The organism is Variovorax sp. H27-G14 (assembly GCF_046156345.1).
Classification (GTDB): domain Bacteria; phylum Pseudomonadota; class Gammaproteobacteria; order Burkholderiales; family Burkholderiaceae_C; genus Variovorax.
The window spans coordinates 96,854-119,525 of record NZ_JAYLVN010000009.1 but is presented as its reverse complement, the minus strand read 5'-3'; the positions used below and the strand labels follow the sequence as shown (position 1 = coordinate 119,525).

The 22,672-nt window shown below is 66.7% G+C and carries 19 protein-coding genes; 15 read left to right on the top strand and 4 right to left on the bottom strand.

Translation table 11 applies throughout. The annotated features are described in order from the left end of the window. Positions 1–262: 262 nt before the first annotated feature. The 9 genes from VLK31_RS21120 (at position 263) to VLK31_RS21080 (ending at position 13,089) form a co-directional block, all read left to right on the top strand. Positions 263–1,570: a TolC family outer membrane protein gene (locus VLK31_RS21120; RefSeq protein WP_409170394.1), complete on the top strand. Its 1,308-nt coding sequence runs from the start codon at positions 263–265 to the stop codon at positions 1,568–1,570. Positions 1,571–1,582: 12 nt separating this feature from the next. Further along, the gene (locus VLK31_RS21115; protein ID WP_409170393.1) at positions 1,583–3,826 is read left to right on the top strand and encodes a type I secretion system permease/ATPase; all 2,244 of its coding nucleotides are present in this window, start codon (positions 1,583–1,585) and stop codon (positions 3,824–3,826) included. After that, positions 3,816–5,189, top strand: a complete 1,374-nt coding sequence (locus VLK31_RS21110) for an HlyD family type I secretion periplasmic adaptor subunit (RefSeq protein WP_409170392.1) — start codon at positions 3,816–3,818, stop codon at positions 5,187–5,189. The genes VLK31_RS21115 and VLK31_RS21110 overlap by 11 nt, the downstream gene beginning before the upstream one ends. Before the next feature lie 214 nt (positions 5,190–5,403). Then, positions 5,404–7,296 carry a bifunctional sugar phosphate isomerase/epimerase/4-hydroxyphenylpyruvate dioxygenase family protein gene (locus VLK31_RS21105; protein ID WP_409170391.1) on the top strand — a complete coding sequence of 631 codons (1,893 nt, stop codon included), beginning with the start codon at positions 5,404–5,406 and terminating at the stop codon, positions 7,294–7,296. Positions 7,297–7,344: 48 nt separating this feature from the next. Continuing rightward, on the top strand, positions 7,345–8,754 hold the full coding sequence (locus VLK31_RS21100) for an MFS transporter (protein WP_409170390.1): 1,410 nt from the start codon (positions 7,345–7,347) through the stop codon (positions 8,752–8,754). A gap of 66 nt (positions 8,755–8,820) precedes the next feature. Then, positions 8,821–9,495, top strand: a complete 675-nt coding sequence (locus VLK31_RS21095; protein ID WP_409170389.1) for a DsbA family oxidoreductase — start codon at positions 8,821–8,823, stop codon at positions 9,493–9,495. Between the two features lie 121 nt (positions 9,496–9,616). Next, positions 9,617–10,087 carry a hypothetical protein gene (locus tag VLK31_RS21090; RefSeq protein WP_409170388.1) on the top strand — a complete coding sequence of 157 codons (471 nt, stop codon included), beginning with the start codon at positions 9,617–9,619 and terminating at the stop codon, positions 10,085–10,087. 5 nt (positions 10,088–10,092) lie between these two features. Further along, a complete protein-coding gene (locus VLK31_RS21085; RefSeq protein WP_409170387.1) occupies positions 10,093–11,703 on the top strand; it encodes a DUF1800 domain-containing protein in 1,611 nt (536 codons plus the stop codon). A gap of 174 nt (positions 11,704–11,877) precedes the next feature. Further along, positions 11,878–13,089, top strand: a complete 1,212-nt coding sequence (locus tag VLK31_RS21080) for a DUF1501 domain-containing protein (protein WP_409170386.1) — start codon at positions 11,878–11,880, stop codon at positions 13,087–13,089. Positions 13,090–13,102: 13 nt separating this feature from the next. Here the strand turns inward: VLK31_RS21080 and VLK31_RS21075 are convergent, their stop codons facing one another. Continuing rightward, positions 13,103–13,321, bottom strand: a complete 219-nt coding sequence (locus VLK31_RS21075) for a hypothetical protein (protein ID WP_409170385.1) — start codon at positions 13,319–13,321, stop codon at positions 13,103–13,105. 462 nt (positions 13,322–13,783) lie between these two features. Between VLK31_RS21075 and VLK31_RS21070 the strand changes: the two genes are divergently transcribed. Then, entirely contained in the window at positions 13,784–14,122 is a 339-nt protein-coding gene (locus tag VLK31_RS21070; protein ID WP_409170384.1) for a hypothetical protein, read from the top strand. Between the two features lie 30 nt (positions 14,123–14,152). On the opposite strand, the gene VLK31_RS21065 is transcribed toward VLK31_RS21070, so the two are convergent. Beyond that, positions 14,153–14,995: an HDOD domain-containing protein gene (locus tag VLK31_RS21065; protein ID WP_409170383.1), complete on the bottom strand. Its 843-nt coding sequence runs from the start codon at positions 14,993–14,995 to the stop codon at positions 14,153–14,155. A 199-nt stretch (positions 14,996–15,194) separates the two neighbouring features. Here VLK31_RS21065 and VLK31_RS21060 point away from each other — a divergent pair, with 199 nt between their 5' ends. Both VLK31_RS21060 and VLK31_RS21055 read left to right on the top strand, forming a co-directional pair. Beyond that, positions 15,195–16,253, top strand: coding sequence for a GlxA family transcriptional regulator (locus VLK31_RS21060; RefSeq protein WP_409170382.1), 1,059 nt, complete (start codon positions 15,195–15,197; stop codon positions 16,251–16,253). A 144-nt stretch (positions 16,254–16,397) separates the two neighbouring features. Beyond that, positions 16,398–17,396, top strand: coding sequence for an SLAC1 anion channel family protein (locus VLK31_RS21055; protein WP_409170531.1), 999 nt, complete (start codon positions 16,398–16,400; stop codon positions 17,394–17,396). Between the two features lie 30 nt (positions 17,397–17,426). Here VLK31_RS21055 and VLK31_RS21050 read toward each other — a convergent pair whose 3' ends face one another. Continuing rightward, on the bottom strand, positions 17,427–18,077 hold the full coding sequence (locus tag VLK31_RS21050) for a DUF2625 domain-containing protein (RefSeq protein ID WP_409170381.1): 651 nt from the start codon (positions 18,075–18,077) through the stop codon (positions 17,427–17,429). 198 nt (positions 18,078–18,275) lie between these two features. On the opposite strand from VLK31_RS21050, the gene VLK31_RS21045 reads away from it, so the two are divergent. Continuing rightward, positions 18,276–19,577, top strand: coding sequence for a UDP-N-acetylglucosamine 1-carboxyvinyltransferase (locus tag VLK31_RS21045; protein WP_409170380.1), 1,302 nt, complete (start codon positions 18,276–18,278; stop codon positions 19,575–19,577). Between the two features lie 24 nt (positions 19,578–19,601). Here VLK31_RS21045 and VLK31_RS21040 read toward each other — a convergent pair whose 3' ends face one another. Further along, positions 19,602–20,570 carry a hypothetical protein gene (locus tag VLK31_RS21040; protein ID WP_409170379.1) on the bottom strand — a complete coding sequence of 323 codons (969 nt, stop codon included), beginning with the start codon at positions 20,568–20,570 and terminating at the stop codon, positions 19,602–19,604. A gap of 212 nt (positions 20,571–20,782) precedes the next feature. On the opposite strand from VLK31_RS21040, the gene VLK31_RS21035 reads away from it, so the two are divergent. Both VLK31_RS21035 and VLK31_RS21030 read left to right on the top strand, forming a co-directional pair. Then, positions 20,783–21,826: an NAD(P)H-dependent flavin oxidoreductase gene (locus tag VLK31_RS21035; RefSeq protein ID WP_409170378.1), complete on the top strand. Its 1,044-nt coding sequence runs from the start codon at positions 20,783–20,785 to the stop codon at positions 21,824–21,826. A gap of 171 nt (positions 21,827–21,997) precedes the next feature. Then, complete coding sequence (locus tag VLK31_RS21030; RefSeq protein ID WP_409170377.1) at positions 21,998–22,672, top strand: alpha/beta hydrolase; 675 nt, start codon at positions 21,998–22,000, stop codon at positions 22,670–22,672.

The window sequence follows — 22,672 nt, the reverse complement described above, 5'->3', positions numbered from 1 at the left end:
GCTGCACCGTATATAGGCCCACTCTTAAACGCCCTTGTCCCGACGGACCGTCTCTTTCACTCGCAGGGGGTGAGTTTTTAGGAGTGCGCCTAGCTTTTTTTTGGACTTCGATCCATAGAATTTTTACTGTTGGACTCAATCCTCAACTCGCTATTCACCGTTGTGAAAATCTAAGAGAGATCTGCTGTTTATGCGTTTGCTTGCCGCCTTTCCCATGGCTCGTCACAAGGCTCTGCCTGTGGCACTTTCGCTGGCCTTTGCCATGTCGATTTCTCACGCACAAACGCTCGCCGCCGCAATGCAGCAGGCGCTGGACACGCACCCTGAAATTCAGTCCGGCATCCACGCCCGCCTGTCGGTCGACGCGCAGTTGCAGGCCGCGCAAGGCGGCTATCTGCCCCAGGTCGATCTGCTGGCCGGCCAGGGCCACCAAGGCACCGAAAACGCCTCTTCACGCGGGTCGCCCGGCAATGGTTTTCTGGTGATGTCGCGCACTGAATCGAGCCTGCAGGCCAGGCAGATGCTGTTCGACGGGTTCGCCACCCGCAGCGAGGTCGATCGGCAGCGCGCCACCGTCAACGCGCGTGCCTACGCACTGCTGGGCAATTCGGAACGCATCGGGCTGAACGTGGTGCAGGTCTATCTCGATGTGCTCAAGCGCCAGGCCTTCCTGCGCCTGGCGGAAGAAAACCTCGGCAACCATCAGCGCATCTTCGACCAGATCTCGCGGCGCAGCGAGCAAGGCGTGGGGCGCCTGGTCGACCTGAACCAGGCGCAGGCCCGCCTGGCGCTGGCACGCAACAACCTGACGACCGAGCAGACCAACCTGGCCGATGCGCGCGTCAGCTACCTCAGCGCCGTGGGCCAGGAGCCCGGCGAACTCACCCCGCCGCCCAGCATTGCCGGCCAGTTGCCGCCAAGCCTGGCCGCCGCGCGAGACGCCTTGCTGGCGAACAGCCCGCACCTGAACTCCGCCGAAGCGGACGTGATGGCCGCGCAGGCCCAGTACCGGGCCGCCAACGCGTCGTTCTATCCGCGCGTGGACGCCGAGATGTCGCTGGGCTCGAACAACAACGTCGACGGTGTGCAGGGCCGGCGCAGCGACTGGCAGCTGATGCTGCGCATGCGCTACAACCTGTTCGCGGGCGGCAAGAACTCCGCCGAGCTGCGCTCCAAGTCGCAGCAGGTCAACCAGGCCAAGGACGTGCGCGACAACGCCCTGCGCGCGCTCAACGAAGACCTGGGCCTGTCGTGGAACGCCCTGAAGAATGCGCGCGAGCAGTTGCCCGTGGCGCTGCAGTACACCGAGCAGAGCCTGAGCGTGCGCAACGCCTACCGCAAGCAGTTCACGCTGGGCGACCGCACCTTGCTCGACCTGCTGGACAGCGAGAACGAGCTGTTCACCGCCTCCCGCCGGCTGGAGGAAATGCGCTTTGTGGAGCTGTTCACGCAGTACCGCATTCAGTCGACCGTGGGGTCGCTGCTCAAGAGCCAGGGCGTGGTGCCGCCACCGGCCGCTGTGGCGCTGGACATCGTCAAGACCGACGTGCGTCTGCCGCCGATCCGCTGAGGCGCCAGTCCCATGCAAGAACTGACTCGCGCCGGCGCGCAGCCGTCGGGCCACCGGCGGCCCGGCGCGCGCAGTGCCTCTCGCAACGACGCTCCCACCGACCCGCGCACCGACCCCCGCACGGACCCCCGCACCGACCCCCGGGACCGCCACGACGACCCCCTGCTCGACAGCCTGCTGTCGCTGTGCGCCCTGCACCAGAAGTCGGCCAGCCGCGCCATGTTGACGGCCGGCTTGCCGCTGCCCATGCAGCGGCTCAGCACCGAATTGCTTCCACGGGCTGCCGCGCGTGCAGGGCTGAAGGGGCGCTGGTTGCGCCGCGGCCTGCGCGATATTCCCGACCTGGCCATGCCGGCCCTGCTGCTGTTGAAGGGCGGGCGCAGCGCCTTGCTGCTCGGCTGGAGAGGCGACGGCCAGGCGCGCATCATGCCCAGCGAGAGCGAAGGCGGCGAGGTGAGCGTCAAAGCCGAAGTGCTGGCCGCCGATTTCAGCGGCCAGGTGTTCTTTGCGCAACCTCAGCATCGGTTCGACTTCAACCGGGGCGAGCTGATGCCCCGGGCCGGTTCCTGGTTTCGCGACACATTGAAACGCTCGCGCTGGCTGTATGTCGATGCCGTGGCGGCGAGCCTGCTCATCAACCTCATCGGTCTGACCACGCCGCTGTTCGTGATGAACGTCTATGACCGCGTGGTGCCCAACCAGGCGGAGTCGACGTTGTGGGTGCTGGCCATCGGCATCTGCGGCGTGTTCATCTTCGACCTGCTGTTGAAGACCTTGCGCGGCCTGTGCCTGGACCTTGCCGGCAAGAAGACCGACATGATCATCTCGGCCACGCTGTTCGAGCGCATCGTCGGCATGGCGATGAAGTTTCGCCCGGCGCGCGTGGGCAGCTTCGCCCAGAACATTCACGAGTTCCAGGGGCTGCGCGACTTTCTCGCTTCGCTCACGCTGGCCAGCGTGATCGACCTGCCTTTCACGCTGCTGATTCTGGCCGTCATTGCCCTCATCGGCGGGCACCTGGTCTGGATTCCGATCGTCGCGTTTCCGGTGGTGGTGCTGATCAGCTGGGCATTGCAGCGGCCCCTGGCGCAAACCATGGAGCGCACCATGGCACTGGCGGCCGAGCGGCAGTCCAACCTCATCGAAAGCCTGTCGGGCCTGGACGCGTTGAAGGTCAACAACGCCCAGAGCGAGCGCCAGTACCAGTGGGAGCAAACCATTGGCACCCTCGGCCGGCTGGAGCTGCGTGCGCGCATGCTGTCGAGCCTGGCGATGAACACCACCGTGCTGCTGCAGCAACTGGCCGGCGTGGTGGTGATCGTGCTCGGGGTCTATCAGATCATGGCCGGCCACTTGAGCATGGGCGGGCTCATCGCGTGCTACATGCTCAGCTCGCGGGCACTGGCACCGCTCGCGCAAATCTCCGGGCTGCTGGTTCGCTACCAGCAGGCGCGCGTCACGCTCGTGTCGGTCAACCAGATGATGGCCCTGCCGCAGGAGCGGCAGGAACACGAGCGGCCCCTCAAGCGGCCGCTCCTGCTGGGCGGCCTCGAGTTTCGGCAGCTCGACTTTCACTACCCCGGCCAGCAGCAGCCGGCCCTGAAGGGCATCAACCTGACGGTGAGCCCTGGCGAGAAGATCGGCATCATCGGGCGCAGCGGCTCGGGCAAGAGCTCACTGGCCAAGCTGGTCGTCGGCCTGCACCAACCGGACGCCGGCAGCCTGCTGGTGGACGGCATCGATGCGCGCCAGCTGGACATCAGCGACGTTCGCTACAACATCGGCTACGTGCCGCAGGACATTCATCTGTTTGCCGGCAGCTTGCGTGACAACCTGACGTCCGGTGCCCGCTACGTGGAGGACGAACTGGTGCTGCAGGCGGCCGAGCTGGCCGGTGTGCACGACTTCGCTCGCCTGCACCCCAGCGGGTACGACTTGCAGGTGGGGGAGCGCGGGCAGAACCTGTCGGGTGGTCAACGCCAGAGCATCGCGCTGGCCCGTGCCTTGTTGCTCGATCCATCGATTCTTCTGCTCGACGAGCCGACCAGCGCCATGGACAACACCAGCGAGGAGCGCATCAAGCAGCGCCTGGCCGCCATCATCAAGAACAAGACCCTGCTGCTCATGACACACCGCCCATCGATGCTGACGCTGGTCGACCGGCTGGTGGTGATCGACCGAGGCTGCGTCGTGGCCGACGGACCCAAAGACAGCGTGATGAACGCGTTGAAGCTGGGGCGGCTCAATGTCAGCTAAGCAGCTTTTCAAGCGCTCCGGCCGCGGCGTGGCGGCCTACTTTTCGAGCCGTGGCGGCATGGGCAGCGAGCCGCTGCCCGAAGTCCGCAAGGCGCTGGTCGAAGACGCGCCACGGGTCATTCGTCTGACGCTGTGGGGCGTGTTCGGCTTTGTGATGTTCTGCCTGCTGTGGGCCAACTTTGCGGTGGTCGACGAAGTGACCCGCGGCGACGGCAAGGCAATTCCGTCTTCGCGTGTGCAAAAGATCCAGAACCTCGAAGGCGGCATCGTTTCGGAATTGTTCGTGCACGAAGGGCAGGTGGTCGAGGCCGGCGCGTCTTTGCTGCGCCTGGACGACACCCGCTTTGCCTCTAATGCAGGCGAAACCGAGGCAGACCGGCTGGCGCTGCTGATGCGGGTGGAGCGCCTGACGGCCGAAGTCGAAGGCCGCGCGCTGGCCATTCCTGGCGACGTGGCAAGCAAGGCGCCGGGGCGCGCGCAGAGCGAAACGCAGTTGTTCAGCAGCCGCCAGCAGCAGCAGCAAGACGAGCTTGCCGGCCTGCAGGAGCAGCTCGCCCAACGCCGCCAGGAAGTGCGGGAGCTGAGCTCCAAGCAGAGCAAGGCGCACAGCAATCTGGAACTGCTGCGCCAGGAAATCCGCTTGTCCGAACCCTTGGTGGCGGAGGGCGCAATTTCCCCGGTCGAGGTGTTGCGCCTGCGGCGCACTGAAGTGGACGGCCGCGGCGTGCTGGACTCCACCTCGCTGGCCATTCCCCGTGCAGCCGCAGCCATCAAGGAAGTCGAGCGCAAGATCGACGAAACCCGTGGCCGCTCTCGCAGCGAGGCGCTGACCCAACTGAACGAGGCGCGCACCGACCTGAGCAAGATCCAGTCGACGGGCAAGGCGCTCGAAGACCGGGTCAACCGCACGCTGGTCACCTCGCCCGTGCGCGGCATCGTCAAGCAGTTGCTGGTGAACACCATTGGCGGCGTGATCCAGCCGGGCAGCGACCTGGTCGAGATCGTGCCGCTGGACGACACCCTGTTGATCGAAGCACGCATCCGCCCGCAGGACATCGCTTTTTTGCACCCGGGCCAGACCGCGATGGTCAAGTTCAGCGCCTACGACTACACCATCTACGGCGGCCTGAAGGCCCAGCTGGAGCAGATCGGTGCCGACACCGTGGTCGACAAGGACGGCAACAGCTTCTATCTGATCAAGCTGCGCACCCAGCGAAGCCAACTGGGCAGCGATGCGCATCCGTTGCAGATCATTCCGGGCATGGTCGCTTCCGTGGACATCATGACCGGCAAGAAGAGCGTGCTGAGCTACCTGCTCAAGCCCGTGCTGCGTGCGCGGGCAGAGGCCCTGCGGGAGCGCTGACGCACCGGGGGCGGCCCGGTAGGGCTGCGTGCGCTCAGCGATCAGCGTGTTGCGCGAGCCACGCAACGGGAGGGTGGCGGGCCCGGCACCGTGCTGCGGCAGCCTAGATGTAACCCCTATTCCGTGCGATTAACGGACGTATTTGATCGATGATCGATCACATGGGGTGCGATGGGCGTTGTGAACAGGCGCAGGCCTTTTTACAGTCACCCCCATGCACCGTTCCATCGCCACCGTCTCGCTCAGCGGCACCCTGCGCCAGAAGCTCGAAGCCGTTGCTGCCGCCGGTTTCGACGGCATCGAGCTGTTCGAGGCCGACTTCATCAACTTCAAGGGCACGGCCGCCGAGCTGCGCCGCATCACGGGCGACCTGGGCCTGTCGATCGACCTGTACCAGCCGTTCCGCGACTTCGAAGGCATGCCCGAGCCGCAGTTCCGCCGCAGCCTGGAACGCGCCGAGCGCAAGTTCGACCTGATGGAGGCGATGGGCGCGCCGCTGGTGCTGTGCTGCTCCAACACGTCGGCGCTGGCGGTGAACGACCCCGCATTGGCCGCGGCGCAGCTGCATGAACTGGCCGAGCGCGCCGCGCGCCGCAACCTGCGCGTGGGCTTCGAGGCGTTGGCCTGGGGCCGCCACACCTCGCTGTACGGCCAGGCCTGGCACATCGTGAAGCAGGCGAACCATGCGCACCTGGGCCTGATTCTGGACAGCTTTCACACGCTGTCTCTGAAGGACGACCCGGCCGGCATTGCCGACATTCCGGGCGACAAGATCTTCTTTCTGCAGATGGCCGACGCGCCGCTGCTGGCCATGGACGTGCTGCAGTGGGCGCGCCACCACCGTTCGTTTCCGGGGCAGGGCGACTTCGACGTGGTCGGCTTCTTCGAGCAGGTGCTGCGCGCCGGCTACACCGGGCCGCTGTCGCTGGAAATCTTCAACGACATCTTTCGCGAAACGCCCAACCGCCGCACCGCGGTGGACGCGATGCGCTCGCTGCTGTACCTGGAGAGCGAAGCGCGCAAGCGCATGGCCACGGCAACGCCTGCGCAAGCGGTGCAGCCGCAGCGCGTGGAGCTGTTCAACCCGCCAGCGGCACCGGCGCTGTCGGGCCTGTCGTTCATCGAGTTCGCGGCCGACGAGGCCTCTGCGGTGTCGCTGGCCACGCTGGTGAAGCAGTTGGGTTTTCGCCGCATCGGCCAGCACCGCTCCAAGGCCGTGACGCTGTACCGCCAGGGCGACATCAACCTGATCGTGAACGCGCAGCCCGACTCTTTTGCGCGCCAGCGCTTCGATGCGCACGGCACCTCGGTGTGCGCGCTGGGCGTGCGCTGCGACGACCCGCTTGCCGCCGTGGGCCGCGCCACCGCCATGCGCTCGCAGCGGCACGACAGCCCGGTCGGCCCCAACGAGCTGCGCGTGCCGGCCATCGTGGCGCCGGGCGGCAACCTGCTGCATTTTGTGCCCGAGGCGCTGGGCGCCAACGGCCTGTACGAGGCGGACTTTGTGCTCGACGACCGGGGCGCGGATGCGAGTGACGCCGGCCTGCAACGCATCGACCATGTGGCGCTGGGCCTGGCGCTCGACCAGCTCGACACCTGGGTGCTGTTCACGCGCGCCGTGCTCGGCCTGGAGCCCGGCGAGAGCCTGGAGCTGGCCGACCCCTTCGGCCTCATTCGCAGCCGCGGCGTGGCCAATGCAACGCGCAGCCTGCGCCTGGTGCTGAACGTGTCGCTGAGCCAGCGCACCCGCACCGCGCGCACGCTGAGCGTGACGGGCGGCGGCGCGGTGCACCACATTGCGCTGAGCTGCACGGACATCTTCGACACGGCCGCCAGGCTGCGCGCCAACGGCACGCGCTTTGTGCCCATCTCCGACAACTACTACGACGACCTGGCCACGCGCATCGACCTCGCACCCGAACTGCTGTCGCGCATGCGCGAAGCGGGCGTGCTGTTCGACCGCTCGGCGGCCGGCGACTACCTGCATATCTACACCGAGAGTTTCGAGGGTGGACTGTTCTTCGAGGTTGCACAACGCGTAGGCAACTACGACGCGTACGGTGCCCTCAATGCACCGGCGCGCATGGCTTCTCAGGCGCAGGCTTGATTCGTTGGGTTTTTCAAATTACTTACCCGTCAACACTGGAGACAACACATGGCCAACAACATCGCCCATGAGCCGCAAGGCAGGCACCAGTCGAAGAAGGCCGCGGCAAGCGGCTGGATCGGCTCGGCGCTGGAGTACTACGACTTTTTCATCTACGCCACCGCGGCGGCGCTGATTTTTCCGCAGATCTTCTTTCCCAAGGGCGACCCCAAGACCGCCATCATCGCGTCGCTCGCCACCTACGGCGTGGGCTACGTTGCGCGGCCCATCGGCGCCTTTGTGCTCGGCCACTGGGGGGACACCCATGGCCGCAAGCAGGTGCTGGTGCTGTGCATGTTTCTGATGGGTTTCTCCACCGTGGCCGTGGGCCTGCTGCCCACGTACGACCAGGTCGGCCTGCTGGCCCCCGCGCTGCTGGTGCTGCTGCGCCTGATTCAGGGCTTTGCGGTGGCCGGAGAAATTTCGGGCGCGAGCTCGATGATTCTTGAGCACGCACCCTTCGGGCGCCGCGGCTTCTTCGCGAGCTTCACGCTGCAGGGCGTGCAGGCCGGCCAGATCCTGGCGGCCGCAGTGTTCTTGCCGCTGGCGCATTACATGCCCGAGGAAGCATTCAACTCGTGGGGCTGGCGCATTCCGTTCCTGCTGAGCTTTCTGGTGATCGTGGCCGGCTACATCATTCGCCGCGAAGTCGACGAAACCCCGGCCTTTGCCGAAGTGGGCCAGAAGGGCGAAGTGGCCAAGGCGCCCATCGTGCAGGCCTTCACCGACAGCTGGGGCGACATGCTGCGCGTGGTGTGCATGGCGCTGATGAACGTCATTCCGGTGGTGGCCACCGTGTTTGGCGCGGCCTATGCGGTGCAGGCCGCCTACGGCATCGGCTTTCAGAAAGACGTGTACCTGTGGATTCCGGTGCTGGGCAACATATTGGCCGTGATCGTCATTCCGTACGTGGGCAACCTGTCGGACCGCATCGGCCGCCGCCCGCCGATCATCTTTGGCGCGCTGGCCTCGGGCCTGCTGTCGTTCGCCTACCTTTACGCCATCAGCATCAAGAACGTGCCGCTGGCTGTTTGCATGTCGCTGCTGATGTGGGGCATCGTGTACCAGGGCTACAACGCGACCTTCCCCAGCTTCTACCCGGAGCTGTTCCGCACCCGCAACCGCGTGTCGGCCATGGCCATTTCGCAGAACGTGGGCACCACCATCACCGCGCTGCTGCCGGCCCTGTTCGCCGCCGTGGCGCCTCCGGGTTCCACCAATGTGTGGCTCACCGTGGGTGCCATCACCTTCGCGGTGACCATCCTGGCGGCTCTGGCGGCCATGAGCGCACGCGAGACCTACCGCGTTCGCATGAACGACCTGGGCAAGCCCGACGCGGTGCCGGTCGACAAGCAGGAATACGACCGCCTGCGCGAGCAGACACTGTCGGACGCACGCATGGCCAAGGCCACGGCCTGATGCGAACCGCCATCGCCTGAAAACCTTTCGCGCACCAAGGCTTGTGGCGCCATGAAGAATGGCGCCATGACCTCCCATCTCAAGATCGATTTCGTCTCCGATGTGTCTTGCCCCTGGTGCGCCGTGGGCCTTGGCGCACTCGAAGCCGCACTGAAAAACGTGGCGCCCGACGTCACCGCCGAGCTGCACTTTCAGCCCTTCGAGCTGAACCCGCAGATGCCGCCCGAAGGGCAGGACACCTTCGAGCACCTGAACCAGAAGTACGGTTCCACGCGCGAGCAGCAGGCCCAGTCGCGCGAAATGATTCGCCAGCGCGGCGCGGCGGTGGGCTTCGAGTTCAGCCCCGAAGGCCGCCCACGTGTGTACAACACCTTCGACGCCCACCGCCTGCTGCATTGGGCCGAGCTGGAAAGCCCGGCCAAGCAGGCAGCGCTGAAGAAGCTGCTGCTGAAGGCCTACTTCACCGACAGCCAGAACCCTTCGGACGCCGACGTGCTGGTGCGCGCGGCAACAGAAGCGGGCCTGGACGCCGCACGCGCCCGCGAGATTCTGGCCAGCGACGAGTTCGCGCAGGAAACGCGCGAGCGCGAGCGCATGTACACCGACGCCGGCATTCACTCGGTGCCCGCGATCATCATCAACGACCAGCACCTCATCTCCGGCGGTCAGCCCGTCGAGGTGTTCGAGCGTGCGCTGCGCCAGATTGCCGGCGCTGCACCGTCGAGCCTGTCGGTAGCCTGACCAGGGCGGCGCAGGGCGCCGTCTTTGCGCAGCGTTACGAAAGTAAAGGCCGTCAACGCGCGGCGGGCTTGGGGGGTTGAGGTGGCATCCTTTCATTGCTGTCACCCTCAGGAGCCCGAAGATGAAGAAGAAAAGCCTCATTGCCGCACTTGCCATTCTGGCCGCGGCTTCGCTGCCCGCGCTGGCCGACGAATACGGCAAGCACCCGTTCTACCTGCATGCGCTGTCCGACCTGCGCACCGCCGAATGGCAGGTGGCGCACCGCCGGCCTGAAGACGGCAGCGTCTCGCGCGACGAGCAGGTGGTGGTCGACGAAATCCACGCCGCCATCGGCGATCTGCAGCATGCCGCATGGCTGGACGGCAAGCCCGTCGAATGGCGCGAGCCCACTGATGCATGGCTGCCGCGCGAAGGCCGCCTGCATGTGGCGGTCGACTTGCTGCGCAAGGTGCGCTCCGACGTGGCGCGCGAAGAAGACGACCCGCGGTCGCGTCCGTTCCAGCAACGCGGCCTGGCGCATGTCGACCTGGCACTGAACACCGCGCAGCACGCCATCGGCGACGTGCGCCACCACGACATGCGCAGGGAGTGAACGCCATGCCGGCCACTGCCGCTGCGGCTGCGTTGTTCTCCCGGCGCCGCGCGTCCATGGCGCTCGGTGCCTGCGCGCTGGCACTGCTTGCTTCCTGCGCGAGCACGCCGGGCGACCAACGGCCGCTGGTCACGGTGTCGCTGCCGTCCGCGCCCCTGAACGAGGCCACGCGCCTGCGCTGGCTCGACCGCGTGAGCTGGGGCGCCAACGCCAGCAGCGACGCGCAGCTCGCGCAGCGCGGCCTGCCGCTGTGGATGCGCGACCAGCTCAACCCGCGCTCCGCTGCTGCCGCGCAACTGCCGCCCGCGGCGCAGGCGCAGATAGACGCCATGGTCATCTCGCACACGCCGCTCGATCAGCTCGTGACCGAGCTCGACGCGCAGCGCAAGGCGGCCGACGCCCTGCCCGACGAAGACCAGAAGAAGGCCGCGCGCCAGGCCTACCAGCAGCAGCTGAACAACCTTGCGCGCGAAGCGCAGACCCGCTTCGTGCTCCGCGCGCTGTATTCGCCCAACCAGCTGCAGGAGCAGATGACCTGGTTCTGGATGAACCACTTCAACGTCAACCTGCGCAAGGACAACCTGCGCGCGATGGTGGGCGACTACGAAGAAAACGCCATTCGCCCGCACGCGCTCGGCAAGTTCCGCGACCTGCTGGGCGCCACGCTGCACCACCCGGCCATGCTGCGCTACTTGGACAACGCGCAAAACGCCGCCAACCGCATCAACGAGAACTACGCGCGCGAGCTGATGGAGCTGCACACGCTGGGCGTGGGCAGCGGCTACTCGCAGGCCGACGTGCAGGAGCTGGCGCGTGTGCTCACCGGCGTGGGCGTGAGCATGCAACCGCTGGACGCGCCGCCGCCCAATGTGCGCCCGGCCTTGCGGGCCGACTATGTGCGCAAGGGCCTGTTCGAGTTCAACCCCAACCGGCACGACTACGGGCCCAAGACGCTGCTGGGTCAGCCCATTCAAAGCCACGGCCTGGCCGAGGCCGACGAGGCGCTCGACCGCCTGGCGCGTTCCCCGGCCACTGCGCGCTTTGTGTCGCGCAAGCTGGCCGTGTACTTCGTGTCGGACGACCCGCCACAGGCGCTGGTCGATCGCATGGCCGCGGCTTTCACGCGCAGCGACGGCGACATTGCGGTCACGCTGAAGGCGCTGTTCGAGTCGCCTGAATTCACCGCCTCGCTGGGCCACAAGTTTCGAGACCCGGTGCACTACGTGCTGGCCGGCGTGCGGCTGGCCTACGACGACCGCGTGGCGCTGAACGTGAACCCGATGCTCGGCTGGATCAACCGCATGGGCGAGCCGCTGTACGGCCACGAGACGCCCGACGGCTATCCGCTGAACGAAGCGGCATGGGCGAGCGCGGGGCAGATGAACACGCGCTTCGAAATTGCGCGCGCCATCGGCGCGAACGGTGCCGTGCTGTTCCGCGCGGACGACAAGGCGCCGCTGGAGAAGCCCGCGTTTCCGCAACTGGCCGAGTCGCGCGCGGTGCGTGCCATGCAGGGCGGCCTGAGCGCGGACACGCGCGAGGCGCTGGCGCAGGCGAAGAACCCGCAGGAGTGGAATACCTTCTTGCTGGCGTCGCCGGAGCTGATGCGCCGCTGAGGTTTTTCGGGGTTTTCTCCCTCCCCTTCCGGGGGAGGGCAGGGGTGGGGGCAAGCGGCGTTCGATGAAGCGCTGCGGTGAAGCAAGCGCCGCCGCGCCCCCATCCCAACCTTCCCCCGGAAGGGGAAGGAGCAAGACAGAAGGCAGAAGACAGAAGACATAAAGGACATCGTCATGCAACGCAGAGAACTCCTCAGGCTCATGGCCGCCGCCCCCTTCGCGGGCGCCGCGGGGCAGCTCATGGCCGCGCCCGCGGCCGAAGGCACCAAGCTGCTGGTCGTGTTCCTGCGCGGCGCCTACGACAGCACCAGCCTGCTGGTGCCCACCGGCAGCGACTTCTACTACGCCTCGCGCCCCAACATCGCCATCGCGCGCCCCGGCACGCCCAACGGCGCGCTGCCGCTCGACGCCAACTGGGGCCTGCACCCCGCATTGGCGCAAAGCGTGATGCCGCTCTACCAGCAGAAGCAGGCCTCCTTCATCGCCTTCGCCGGCACCGACGACCTCACGCGCAGCCACTTCGAAACGCAGGACTCCATCGAGCTGGGCCAGGCGCTCGACAAGCGCCGCGACTACCGCTCGGGCTTTCTGAACCGCCTGGCCGGCGTGCTGGGCGCGGGGCCCATCACCGACGTGTCGCCCATCGCCTTCACCGACCAGTTGCCCATTTCGATGCGCGGCAACGCCAAGGCCGCCAACATGGCGCTGGCGGGCAATGCGCGCTCGGGCATCGATGCGCGGCAGAGCCAGGTCATTGCGGCCATGTACCGCAACACCGCGCTGGCCCAGCCGGTGGCCGAAGGCTTTCAGGTGCGCGACGAGGTGATGCGCGCCGTGCAGGCCGAGATGGACGCAGCCAGCCGCAACGCCATGACCGCCAAGGGCTTCGAGCTGGTGGCGCGGCGCATGGCGCTGTTGATGCGCGACCGCTACGACCTGGGCTTTGTCGACGTCGGCGGCTGGGACACCCACGTGGGGCAGGGGGCCGCCACCGGCTACCTGGCCAACCGCTTCGAGGAACTGGGCCGCGGCGTGGCCGGCTTCGCGCAGGAGATGGGCGACGACGCATGGCGCCAGACCGTGGTGGTCGTCATCAGCGAGTTCGGCCGCACCTTCCGCGAGAACGGCAACCGCGGCACCGACCACGGGCACGGCACCGTGTACTGGGTGCTAGGCGGCGGCCTTGCGGCGCAGGCTGGCGGGCGCGTGGTGGGCGAGCAGCAGGCGCTCACGCAGGCCACGCTGTTCCAGAACCGGGACTACCCGGTGCTCAATGAATACCGCGCGGTGTTCGGTGGGCTGTTCCAGCGGATGTACGGCTTGTCGCCGGCACAGTTGGCGCGGGTGTTCGACGGGGTGGCGCCGAAGGACCTGAGGCTGGTGTGAGGCGCGTGGCGCGCTAGCTAAGGTCCGCGCCCCCATCGTCCAGCGAAGGCGGCCGCGTCAGGTCGGCGTCGATGCCCATGACCGCGCTTGCGCGTTCCACGGCTTGCCAGAGTGAAGAGGGCATCTGCAGAATTTCTTCCGGCGAACTGGCGCGCTCTATCCATGCGCCTATTTGATGATGCTGGTCGGCTGTCAGCAGGTCGAGATTGAGCATCTCATCGATGGTTTTCATTTTTGCGAACGGGTTGGCTTTGGCTTTGATGTGCTGCCGCAAATGCCGGGTTCAAGGTGAACGGGTGGCGGGGCAGCGCAGAGGCGATGGCCCAAGTTTGGCATGAGCCAGCGCGGGCACGCGTGGGCCGCCAATCAGCCCCCACGCGGCCGTCAGCCAAAACACACAGGAGCTCCAGCGCGCGACTTGACGGGCTCTCCACAGACCGCGTACATTGCCCCTGCCTCGTGATGAGCGGGGTCGGGATTGGCGTCCCGCTGACATCCTGCGACGAAAGCCGCAGTCACCGCACATGGTCTGCGGCTTTTTTCGTTCGTGCGCCTTTTAAGGCGGCTCGAACGGGAGGGCTCGCGCCCTGCCGGTTTCCGCAAGGATGTCCCGGTACGCCAACCTGTTCGAGCTGCCGCCCCCGATTGGCGTCGAGGGCGTCGGTTGTTGCAAATCGACATCCTAGGAGGCCCCATGGCCCATGCTTCGAACGCCGGCTGCTCTTGCAGCAAGCCCTACCGTCCCACCGCCCAGTTCAAACCCTTCGAATGGTTGCAAGGCGAGCCACTCGATCCATCGCAGCAAAGCCACGCCGCGTTTCTCAACGACGCACGCGATGCCGTTCAGGGTGCGCACACGCTGGCGCAGTTGCTTGCGTGGGATGAAGACCGCCGCGATGCGGCTATGTCCGACGCAGACCCCGCGCCGCTTTTCGACCCGTGCCAGCGCAGCGCGTTGAATCGGTTTCTCTCGGTGTCGCTGGCCCTGCTTCACGCGCGCATCGAAAGCCAATGCGAGGCGCTGACGGGTTAGCTTGGCCAGACGGAGGGCCGAGCGGCCCGCTCAGGCAATCATCGGTTCCAGGTCCGCAGCCAGCACGCGTGGCGGCGGCATCTGCTGAACGATGTCCTCGGTGATGCCGATGGCCACCATCGCGGACTGGCTCGGCCAGAAGCCGGCCACGTTGCTCAGGTCCACGCCCTGGCGCTCCAGGGCCACGCGCCACACCGCCAGGTGAAGCACGCCGCCGAGCGCGTTCACGCGCTCCGACTTGGCAGGGTTCACAAAGCTCGACAGCCCGCCGATGAGGTCGGGCGCAAAGTCCCAGCGCTGCGCGAGCGACGCGCTCACATCGCCGTAGTGGTAGCCGAACTCCGCAAGCTCAAGTTGCGCGCGCCCGAGCGCGTCGAAGGGGTGCGCGGCGTTCAGTGCGGCCATGCGCTGCGGCATGGCCTGCGCCATGATGAGGTGGCCAATGGCATGCATGCTGCCCGCGGTGAACGCCAGGTTGGGGTCGACGCGCCGTGTCTTGGCGGCCAGGTAGCGCGAGACCGACGCCACGCGCAGGCTGTGCGCCCAGAAGTCGGGCAGGTCGACACCGTCCACCTTGCGATAAGTGCCCGACACCCCGGAGCTCACGACGAACGACCGAATGGTGGAGAGGCCCAGCATCAGAATTGCGCCCTGAATCGAAGAGATCTTTCGCTGCACCCCGAAGAAGGGCGAGTTGACCATCTGCAGCACCTTGGCCGCCAGCACCTGATCGAGCTCGATGCGGTGCGCGATGGTCGCAAAGGACACGTCGTCGTCGCGCAGCATCTCTATCAGGTCGGACACCACCCGCGGAACCGTGGGGAGCGACGCTTCGTTGGCGAAGAGTTGGTCGAGTGTCATGGCGTTGGTCATGGCGTGGATGTGTGTTTGCCTTGGTATGCAAAAGATTCTGCGCCAGAGCGTTGCGCAATGGACCCCCAATCGGTGTGAATCTGTAATTTCTACGGATACCGGTGGGCGCCGCTTCCGCACTGCAAACCTGATGTAGACAGACCGTTCTACAATGCCCCGGCTGAAGTGCTTTCAGCGCTTGAAGCGAGACACTGGAACCATGAAGCTGGCAATCGTCGTGTTGGAAGGTGTGCAGGCGCTGGACGTTGCGGCACCGATGGATGTGTTCGCCGAGGCCAACAACTTTCTTCCCCCCGAGCAGCACTACCAGGTCACGCTGGTCGGCCTGCGCGCGGGGAGCGTACGTTGCGCCAACGGCATGGCGCTGCAAGTCGATGTGGGCTACCTCGACCACCACGACCAACCCGATCTGCTGCTGGTCGCAGGCGGGCCCAAGCTGCCCGACGTGAACACCTACGCACCCAGCTTTCTGCATTGGTTGCGCGCCAAGGCCACGGGCGCGCGGCGCTACGGCTCCGTGTGCAACGGCGCCTTTCCTCTGGGCCATGCGGGGCTGTTGAACGGCAAGCAGGTCACCGCGCATTGGCATGACGTCGACCGGCTCATTGCGCAGTTTCCCAGGGCGCGCGTGCGGCCCGACAAGATCTTCGTGCGCGACGGCAGCCTGTTCACCTGCGCCGGCGTCACGGCCGGTGTCGACCTGTGCCTGGCGCTGGTCACGGAGGACTGGGGCCACGAGCTGGCCTTGCGCATTGCCAAGCGCCTCATCGTGTACATCCGCCGCGAGGGCGGGCAGTCGCAGTACAGCCCCTTCCTGGCGGTGGGGCCGCAGGAAGAAACCATCGTGGCGAAGGTGCTGCGCCATGTCACGGACCACATCGACGCGCCGCTGTCCATCGAGCAACTTGCCGATGCGGTGGGCGTGAGCCGGCGTACGTTCTCGCGCGTCTTCTCGAAGCACGCCAACATGACACCGTCGGCGTTCGTGGAGCAGGTGCGTGTCGACTTCTCGCGCAAGCTGCTCGAGGAGACCGACCTGCCGATGAAGACGGTGGCGTTTCGATGCGGCTTCCACAGCGCCAACCACATGCGCATCGTTTTCGCGAAGCGGCTGGACACGACGCCGCGCGACTACCGCCTGCGCTTCAGAAGCGAGGCGCCGACGCAACTGAATGAAGGTGCGCCTGGCTTGCCTGCGATGGCCGACGCACACGGCGTCGCTGCCACCGGCGCACTGCAGGTCGCCGAAGCGTCCTAGCCTCGAACGCACATGGGCATGGCCTGAAAACGGCCATCAATGGCGCAAACCGCGCCACGGCCGCAGCCCGCGCTGCGACCCTCGCTCCTAGACTTTGCTGCAAGGCGCTTGGCGCCATTCGTTCGCGTTCATCCAGGAGCAAGCATCAACACCACGCACACGCTGAGCCCGGCGGCAAGCCCGCGGCAGGCATCGTCCCTTCGTAACCTCCCCGTCAGTCTGTTCGCCTCGGTCATGGGTGTTTCAGGGCTGGCCACGGCCTGGCGGCAGGCGGGTCAGCAGTTCGGGGCCAGCCCGCTGATCGATGGCGCCATCGGCACGCTGGCGGTCGTGCTCTTCGTGGTGCTTTGCGTGGCCTATGCGGCCAAGGCGGTGCTGCATCCGGATGCAGTGCGCAGCGAGTTCCAGCATCCCATTGCGGGCAACTTCTTCGGTACGGTCGCCATTGCCATTCTGTTGATCTCGTCGGTGGTGGCGCCCGTCAGTGCGCGTGCGGCGCAGGTGCTGTGGACGGTGGGCGTGGTCACGACCATTGCGCTGTCTTTCACCATCGTGAGCCGGCTGCTGCGGGGCAAGGTCGATGCGGGCCACGCCGTGCCGGCCTGGCTCATTCCGGGCGTGGCCACGCTCGACATCACGGTGGCCGGTGGCACCATGCCGATGGCCTGGGCCAGAGAGGTCAACCTGTTCTCGATGGCCGTGGGCACGATGCTGGCGCTGGTCTTCTTCACGATGATCGTCTCCAGGCTCATTCACCACCATGAAAAGCTCGCGAACGACATGGTGCCGTCGCTGATGATCTTGACGGCGCCGTTCGAGGTCGGCTTTCTGGCATACACCCACTTCTTTCAGCGGGTCGACAGCTTTGCCGCGATGCTTTTCTACTTCGGCCTGTTTGTGTTCTTCTCGCTAGTTTTCAAGGTGTTCAAGCGCAGCATTCCGTTCGCGGCCGGATGGTGGGCCCTGAGCTTTCCGATGGCCGCGCTCAGCAATGCCGCGCTGCGCTATGCGCAACACGTCGATCACGTGGCGGTCACGGCGCTGGCGCTCGCGCTGCTGGCCTTCCTGAGCGTGCTGATTGCCGTGCTGCTGTTTCGAACGACGCGGTTGCTGGCGAGCGGCAAGTTGCTCGGCCCGAAGTGAGCGCAAGAGCGCGCGGGCCAACCTTCTGCTCTATGCCTGCGCCTTGCCCGCCATCTCCAGGTTGAACGCGTACTGCTCCTCGACCGCCACCGGCGTGCGCGCGCTCTGCTGCACCGAGCCCTCTTTCGTCCAAAGGAACGGAAAGAAGTTGAAGCACTGGTCCGCGCCGATGGTCTTCATGTCTGACTCCCAGCCGGCCCAGCGCATGTCTGCGTAGAACACCTGCAGCCGGTCGGTCGACGCCCATTCCAGAAAGTCGCTGTAGCCGATCTCCAGCGACTCCCAGGTGAGCGTGTCGGGCGCCCAGTAGTACATGGCGCCGGCGTCTTCGCCGAGCCCGCCGCCGTTCAGCGCAAAGAAGCCGCCCACCACGTCGTCCGCCACCAGCAGAAAGCCGTTGGACCGTCCGTCGTTCCAGTCGAGGATGTTGCGGCCCAGCCTGGCATGGCCCGAGCCCAGCACGCGCAGCCAGCCGTGGTCGATGAGCACGCCGCCGGTGTCATGGGCCACGGCGCCCATGGTCGAGCGCGTGGTCACCTGCAGGCCGAGCAGCACGCGGTCGCGCTCGGGCTGGGGGGAGGGGGCCAGCAGCTCGAAGGAGTGGCTCGCGCCTTCAGCCCACTCCTTCAGGAGCGGCAAAGCGGCGTCTTCGGTGTCTATCAGTTCTTCAAGCGTGCGCATAAGGAGTTGGTTTGGCCAGGTCGGGGTAAATCAACTGGATGTAACGCGAAAGAATTGTTAATTCGGCGTCTTTCAATTTGAAGTTCTTACAACTTCAGAGCCGTTCATGCTGCTTTCTGACGGTAAAGTTCCCGGCCTGAGTTTTGGATTGTCCCCGACTCTTTCCCCCCACCGCCTTCCGTTCCCCCCCGCCTCTTCATGTCCAACCTCATCGTGCACGGCGGTACGCCGCTGCGTGGCCGCATCACCCCCTCCGCCAACAAGAACGCCGTGCTACCGGTGCTCTGCGCCACCCTCCTGACGTGGGAGCCCTTGCGGCTGCTGGGCGTGCCCGACATCACCGACGTGCGCAAGATCCTCGACATCTTTCGCACCCTGGGCAGCGAGGTGCACATGGACCACGCTACCGGCACGCTGGAGCTGCACCACCGCGAGACCAGCTTCGACGCGGCACGCCATCGGCTGCCCGAGGAGATGCGCTCGTCGATCATGCTGGTGCCGCCGCTGCTCGCGCGCTTCGGCGTGGCGCGGCTGGAAGACAACGTGAAGGGCTGCACGCTGGGCGTGCGCGAGATCGATCCGCATGTGGAGGTGTTTCAGCGCTTCGGCGGCGAGGTCGAGCGCACCGAAGGCTCGCTGCTGGTGCACAGCAAGGGCCGCCTCACGCCCACTGACCATTGGCTGGACTACGCCTCGGTCACCACCACCGAGAACTTCGTGCTGTGCGCGGCCGCCGCGGGCGGCACCTCGACGCTGACCAATGCCGCGTCGGAGCCGCATGTGCAGGAGTTCTGCCGCTTCATGGCCATGATTGGCGTGCGCATCGACGGCCTGGGCACCTCGCGGCTCACGGTGCACGGCGGCGGCGCGTTCAAGGGCGGGGAGTTTCGCTTCGACGAAGACTTCCACGAGATCACCACCTTCCTGGCGCTGGGCGCCATCACCGGCGGCGATGTGGTGGTGCGCAACAGCGCGCCGGAAAACTTTCCGCTGCTCGACCGCACGTTCGCCAAGTTTGGCGTGCAGATCGTGCATGAAGACGGCTGGTCGCGCGCCATTCGCAGCGGCCCGCTGAAGGTGCAGACGCCCTTCACCAGCAACGTGCTCACCAAGGTGGAGGCCGCGCCGTGGCCTTACTTTCCGGTCGACCTGCTGCCGATCTTCATTGCGCTGGGCGTGCGCGCGCAGGGCAATGCGATGTTCTGGAACAAGGTGTACGACGGCGCGCTGGGCTGGACGGGCGAACTGTCGAAATTTGGCGCGCATGTGTTCTCGTCGGACCCGCACCGCCTCATCACCTTCGGCGGCAACCCGCTCACGCCTGCCGTGGTCGAGAGCCCTTACATCATTCGCGTGGCGATCGCGCTGTTCATGGTGGCGGCGAGCATCGAAGGCAAGTCGGAGATCCGCAACGCCGCGCCCATTCGCCGCGCGCATCCACGCTTCGTGGAAAACCTGCGCAGCCTGGGCGTGCAGGTGGAGTGGACGAGCGAGGAATGACCGAAGACCCGTCGCGCTCGTGCCTCAGAACGACGGCACGGGGTTGCGGCCTTCGGTGAGCACGTAGGCGTCTTTGCGCCAGGCGTACACCAGGGTGTTGTCGATGTTTTCGGTGTGGCGGCTCTTGCCGTTGACGACGGTGCGCGTGCCCTTGAAGGCGATGCGCATCTCGCCCGGCGTGTTGTCGTCGGGGCCGGGCGTGAAGGCGGGCGTAAAGGCGGGCGTGCCGCTGATGTCGTAGCACTCGGCTTGCTGCGGCTCCTGCAGGCTCTCGGGCCTTGACGGCTTGTCGCAGCCCTCGCTGGCGCCTTCGTTGGAGGCCGACATGGCAATGGACGGCGTCACCGGGCGCACCTTGCCCGCATCCAGCGCATACACCGCCAGCCATTCGCCGCAGTAGCCCTGCCAGCAACTGCCGTTGGTGATGGTCAGTGCGTAGCGCCGGGGCGCCATGCGCTCGATCTTGGTGGTGCCCAGGTTGCCCATGAAGCCGAGGTAGTCGACACCGTCGGTGCGGCTCGTGAGCTTCCAGCCTTCGGGGCCCTGCTCGAAAAAGTAGGCGCCGAGCCATGCGCCGTTGGCGTGGCCGTCCATTGCCTGGCCCTGGTCGTCGACCGGCACGGTCTCGGTGAGCATCACGGCATGGGTGTCGTCCAGCTTCACCACTTCGCGCGGTGACACGCGGGCGTTCTGCTCGGCGGTGCTGCCGGGCACCGACTTGCCGTCGTTGCCGATCTCGGGGAGCGACACCGCGTCGGGTTGCTCGGGCTTGGCGTTGGGGCCTTGCGAGTCGGGGAACACCAGCGCCATGAGGTCGGCGCGCTTCAGGCTGGCGGAGGCGGTGGGCGGCGTGGAAGGCGCGGGCGTTGCGCCTGGTGCGGTGGCGGCTGAAGCGGCTGCGGTGGGTGCGGCAGGTACATCTGCCGCGCCCGTGGCGGCCTCTTTCTGCGGGCAGCCGCCGAGCAGCAGCAGGCCGGCGGCTGCGAGGGCCACGGCGGCTGTGCGTTGCAGCGTTGGGGAGGGAGCGAAGGGAGTCGGAAGGCGTCTGAGCATGGCCGCCATTTTGCCGAAGCGCCGCGGCGATGACCCTGTCGCCGCGGCGACCTCCGGCTTGGCGGGAGAATGCGCGGCAGTCGATGACCGAGCGACCAAGCAACCACGCAACCTCGCAACCTCGCGACCCCGCAAGACAAGGAGCCTCACGCATGACCACGCTGCAACAACTTCTGGGCACTGAACTGCCCCTCGTCCAGGCGCCGATGGCCGGCGTGCAGGGCAGCGCGATGGCGGTGGCGGTCAGCAACGCGGGCGCGCTCGGTTCGCTGCCCTGCGCCATGCTGAGCCCCGACGCCCTGCGCAGCGAACTGGCCGCCATTCGCGCCGGCACCGACAAGCCCTTCAACGTCAACTTCTTCTGCCACACCCCGCCGGTGCCCAGCGCCGAGCGCGAAGCCACCTGGCGCTCCGCCCTCGCGCCGTATTACATCGAGCACGGCATCGACCCCGCGGGCATTGCGGCCGGGCCGGGCCGCAACCCCTTCAGTGCCGATGTGGCCGATCTGCTGGCCGAGTTTCGTCCGCCGGTGGTGAGCTTTCATTTCGGCCTGCCGCCTGCGGCGCTGCTGGCGCAGGTGCGCGGCTGGGGCGCGAAGGTGCTGGCCTCTGCCACCACGCTCGACGAGGCGCTGTGGCTCGAGGCGCACGGTGCCGACGCGGTCATTGCGCAGGGGCTGGAGGCCGGCGGGCACCGCGGGCATTTCCTTTCGCACGACCTCACCAAGCAGCTCGGCACCTTCGCGCTGCTGCCGCAACTCGTGCGCGCGGTGAAGGTGCCGGTGATTGCGGCCGGCGGCATTGCCGACGCCAGCGGCGTGGCCGCGGCCATGGCGCTGGGCGCGGCCGGCGTACAGGTGGGCACCGCCTACATGCTGGCGCCCGAGGCAACGACCAGCGCCATCCACCGCGCCGCGCTCAAGAGCGAGGCCGCGCGGCACACCGCACTGACCAACCTGTTCACCGGCCGGCCGGCGCGCGGCATCGTCAACCGCGTGATTCGCGAGTTGGGCCCCATCGGCGCGGTGGCACCGGAGTTTCCGCTTGCCACCTCGGCCATTGCGCCGCTGCGCGCCAAGGCCGAGGCCAAGGGCAGCGGCGACTTTTCTCCGCTGTGGTCGGGGCAGAACGCGAGCGGCTGCCGCGAGGTGTCGGCGGCCGAAATCACGCGGGCGCTGGCACAGGGCTTTCGCTGAGCGACATGGGCGCCACTGACCAGCGTGCTCAGTCCCGAAAAGGGCAGCAAGTAAGCTCGCAAGCCAAACATCTCGCCTGAAGATCGCCCGAAGATCGCCCGAAGATCGAATGGTGGTCGCATGAAGAAAAGTGCCTTCGTTTCGTTCCTGTTTTTCCCGCACGCCTGAACCATGACCCAACTCCACCTGCCCCTCAAGTTCCTCGAACATGCCGCCCAGCCTTCGGTGCGCGAACCCTGGCTGCTGGTGCTGATGCACGGCGTCGGCAGCAACGAGCAGGACCTGTTCGGCCTGGCGCGCATGCTGCCGCCGCAGTTTCATGTGCTGAGCCTGCGCGCGCCTTACGTGTTGTCGCCCGACGCCTACGCCTGGTTCGAGTTCCAGGTGCTGGCCAACGGCGAGCGCCACATCGATGAAGAACAGGAGCGCGAGAGCCGCTTCCTCATCGGCGAGATGGTGGCCTCGGCCGCGCAGCAGCTCGGCGTGCCGCCGGAGCGCGTGGTCGTCGGTGGCTTCAGCCAGGGCGGCATCATGGCCTTGTCGCTGCTGCTGACCAAGCCGGAGACAGTGCGCGCAGCGATGGTGTGGCACAGCCGGCTGCTGCCGCAGGTGGTGCCGCACATGGCGCTGCCCGAGGCCTTCGAAGGCAAGGCGCTGTGGGTGAGCCACGGCAGCGCTGACAACGTCATTCCGCCAAGTGCCGCGCAAACCACGCGCGACCTGGCGCGCACGCTGCCGCTGGCGTTGTCGGGCGCGGACTTTCCGGGTGCGCACGAGCTTCGCCCGGCCGAGCTGCAGGCCACGGTGGCCTGGCTGCAGTCGCTCAGCGTGCCGAAGAACGCGTGA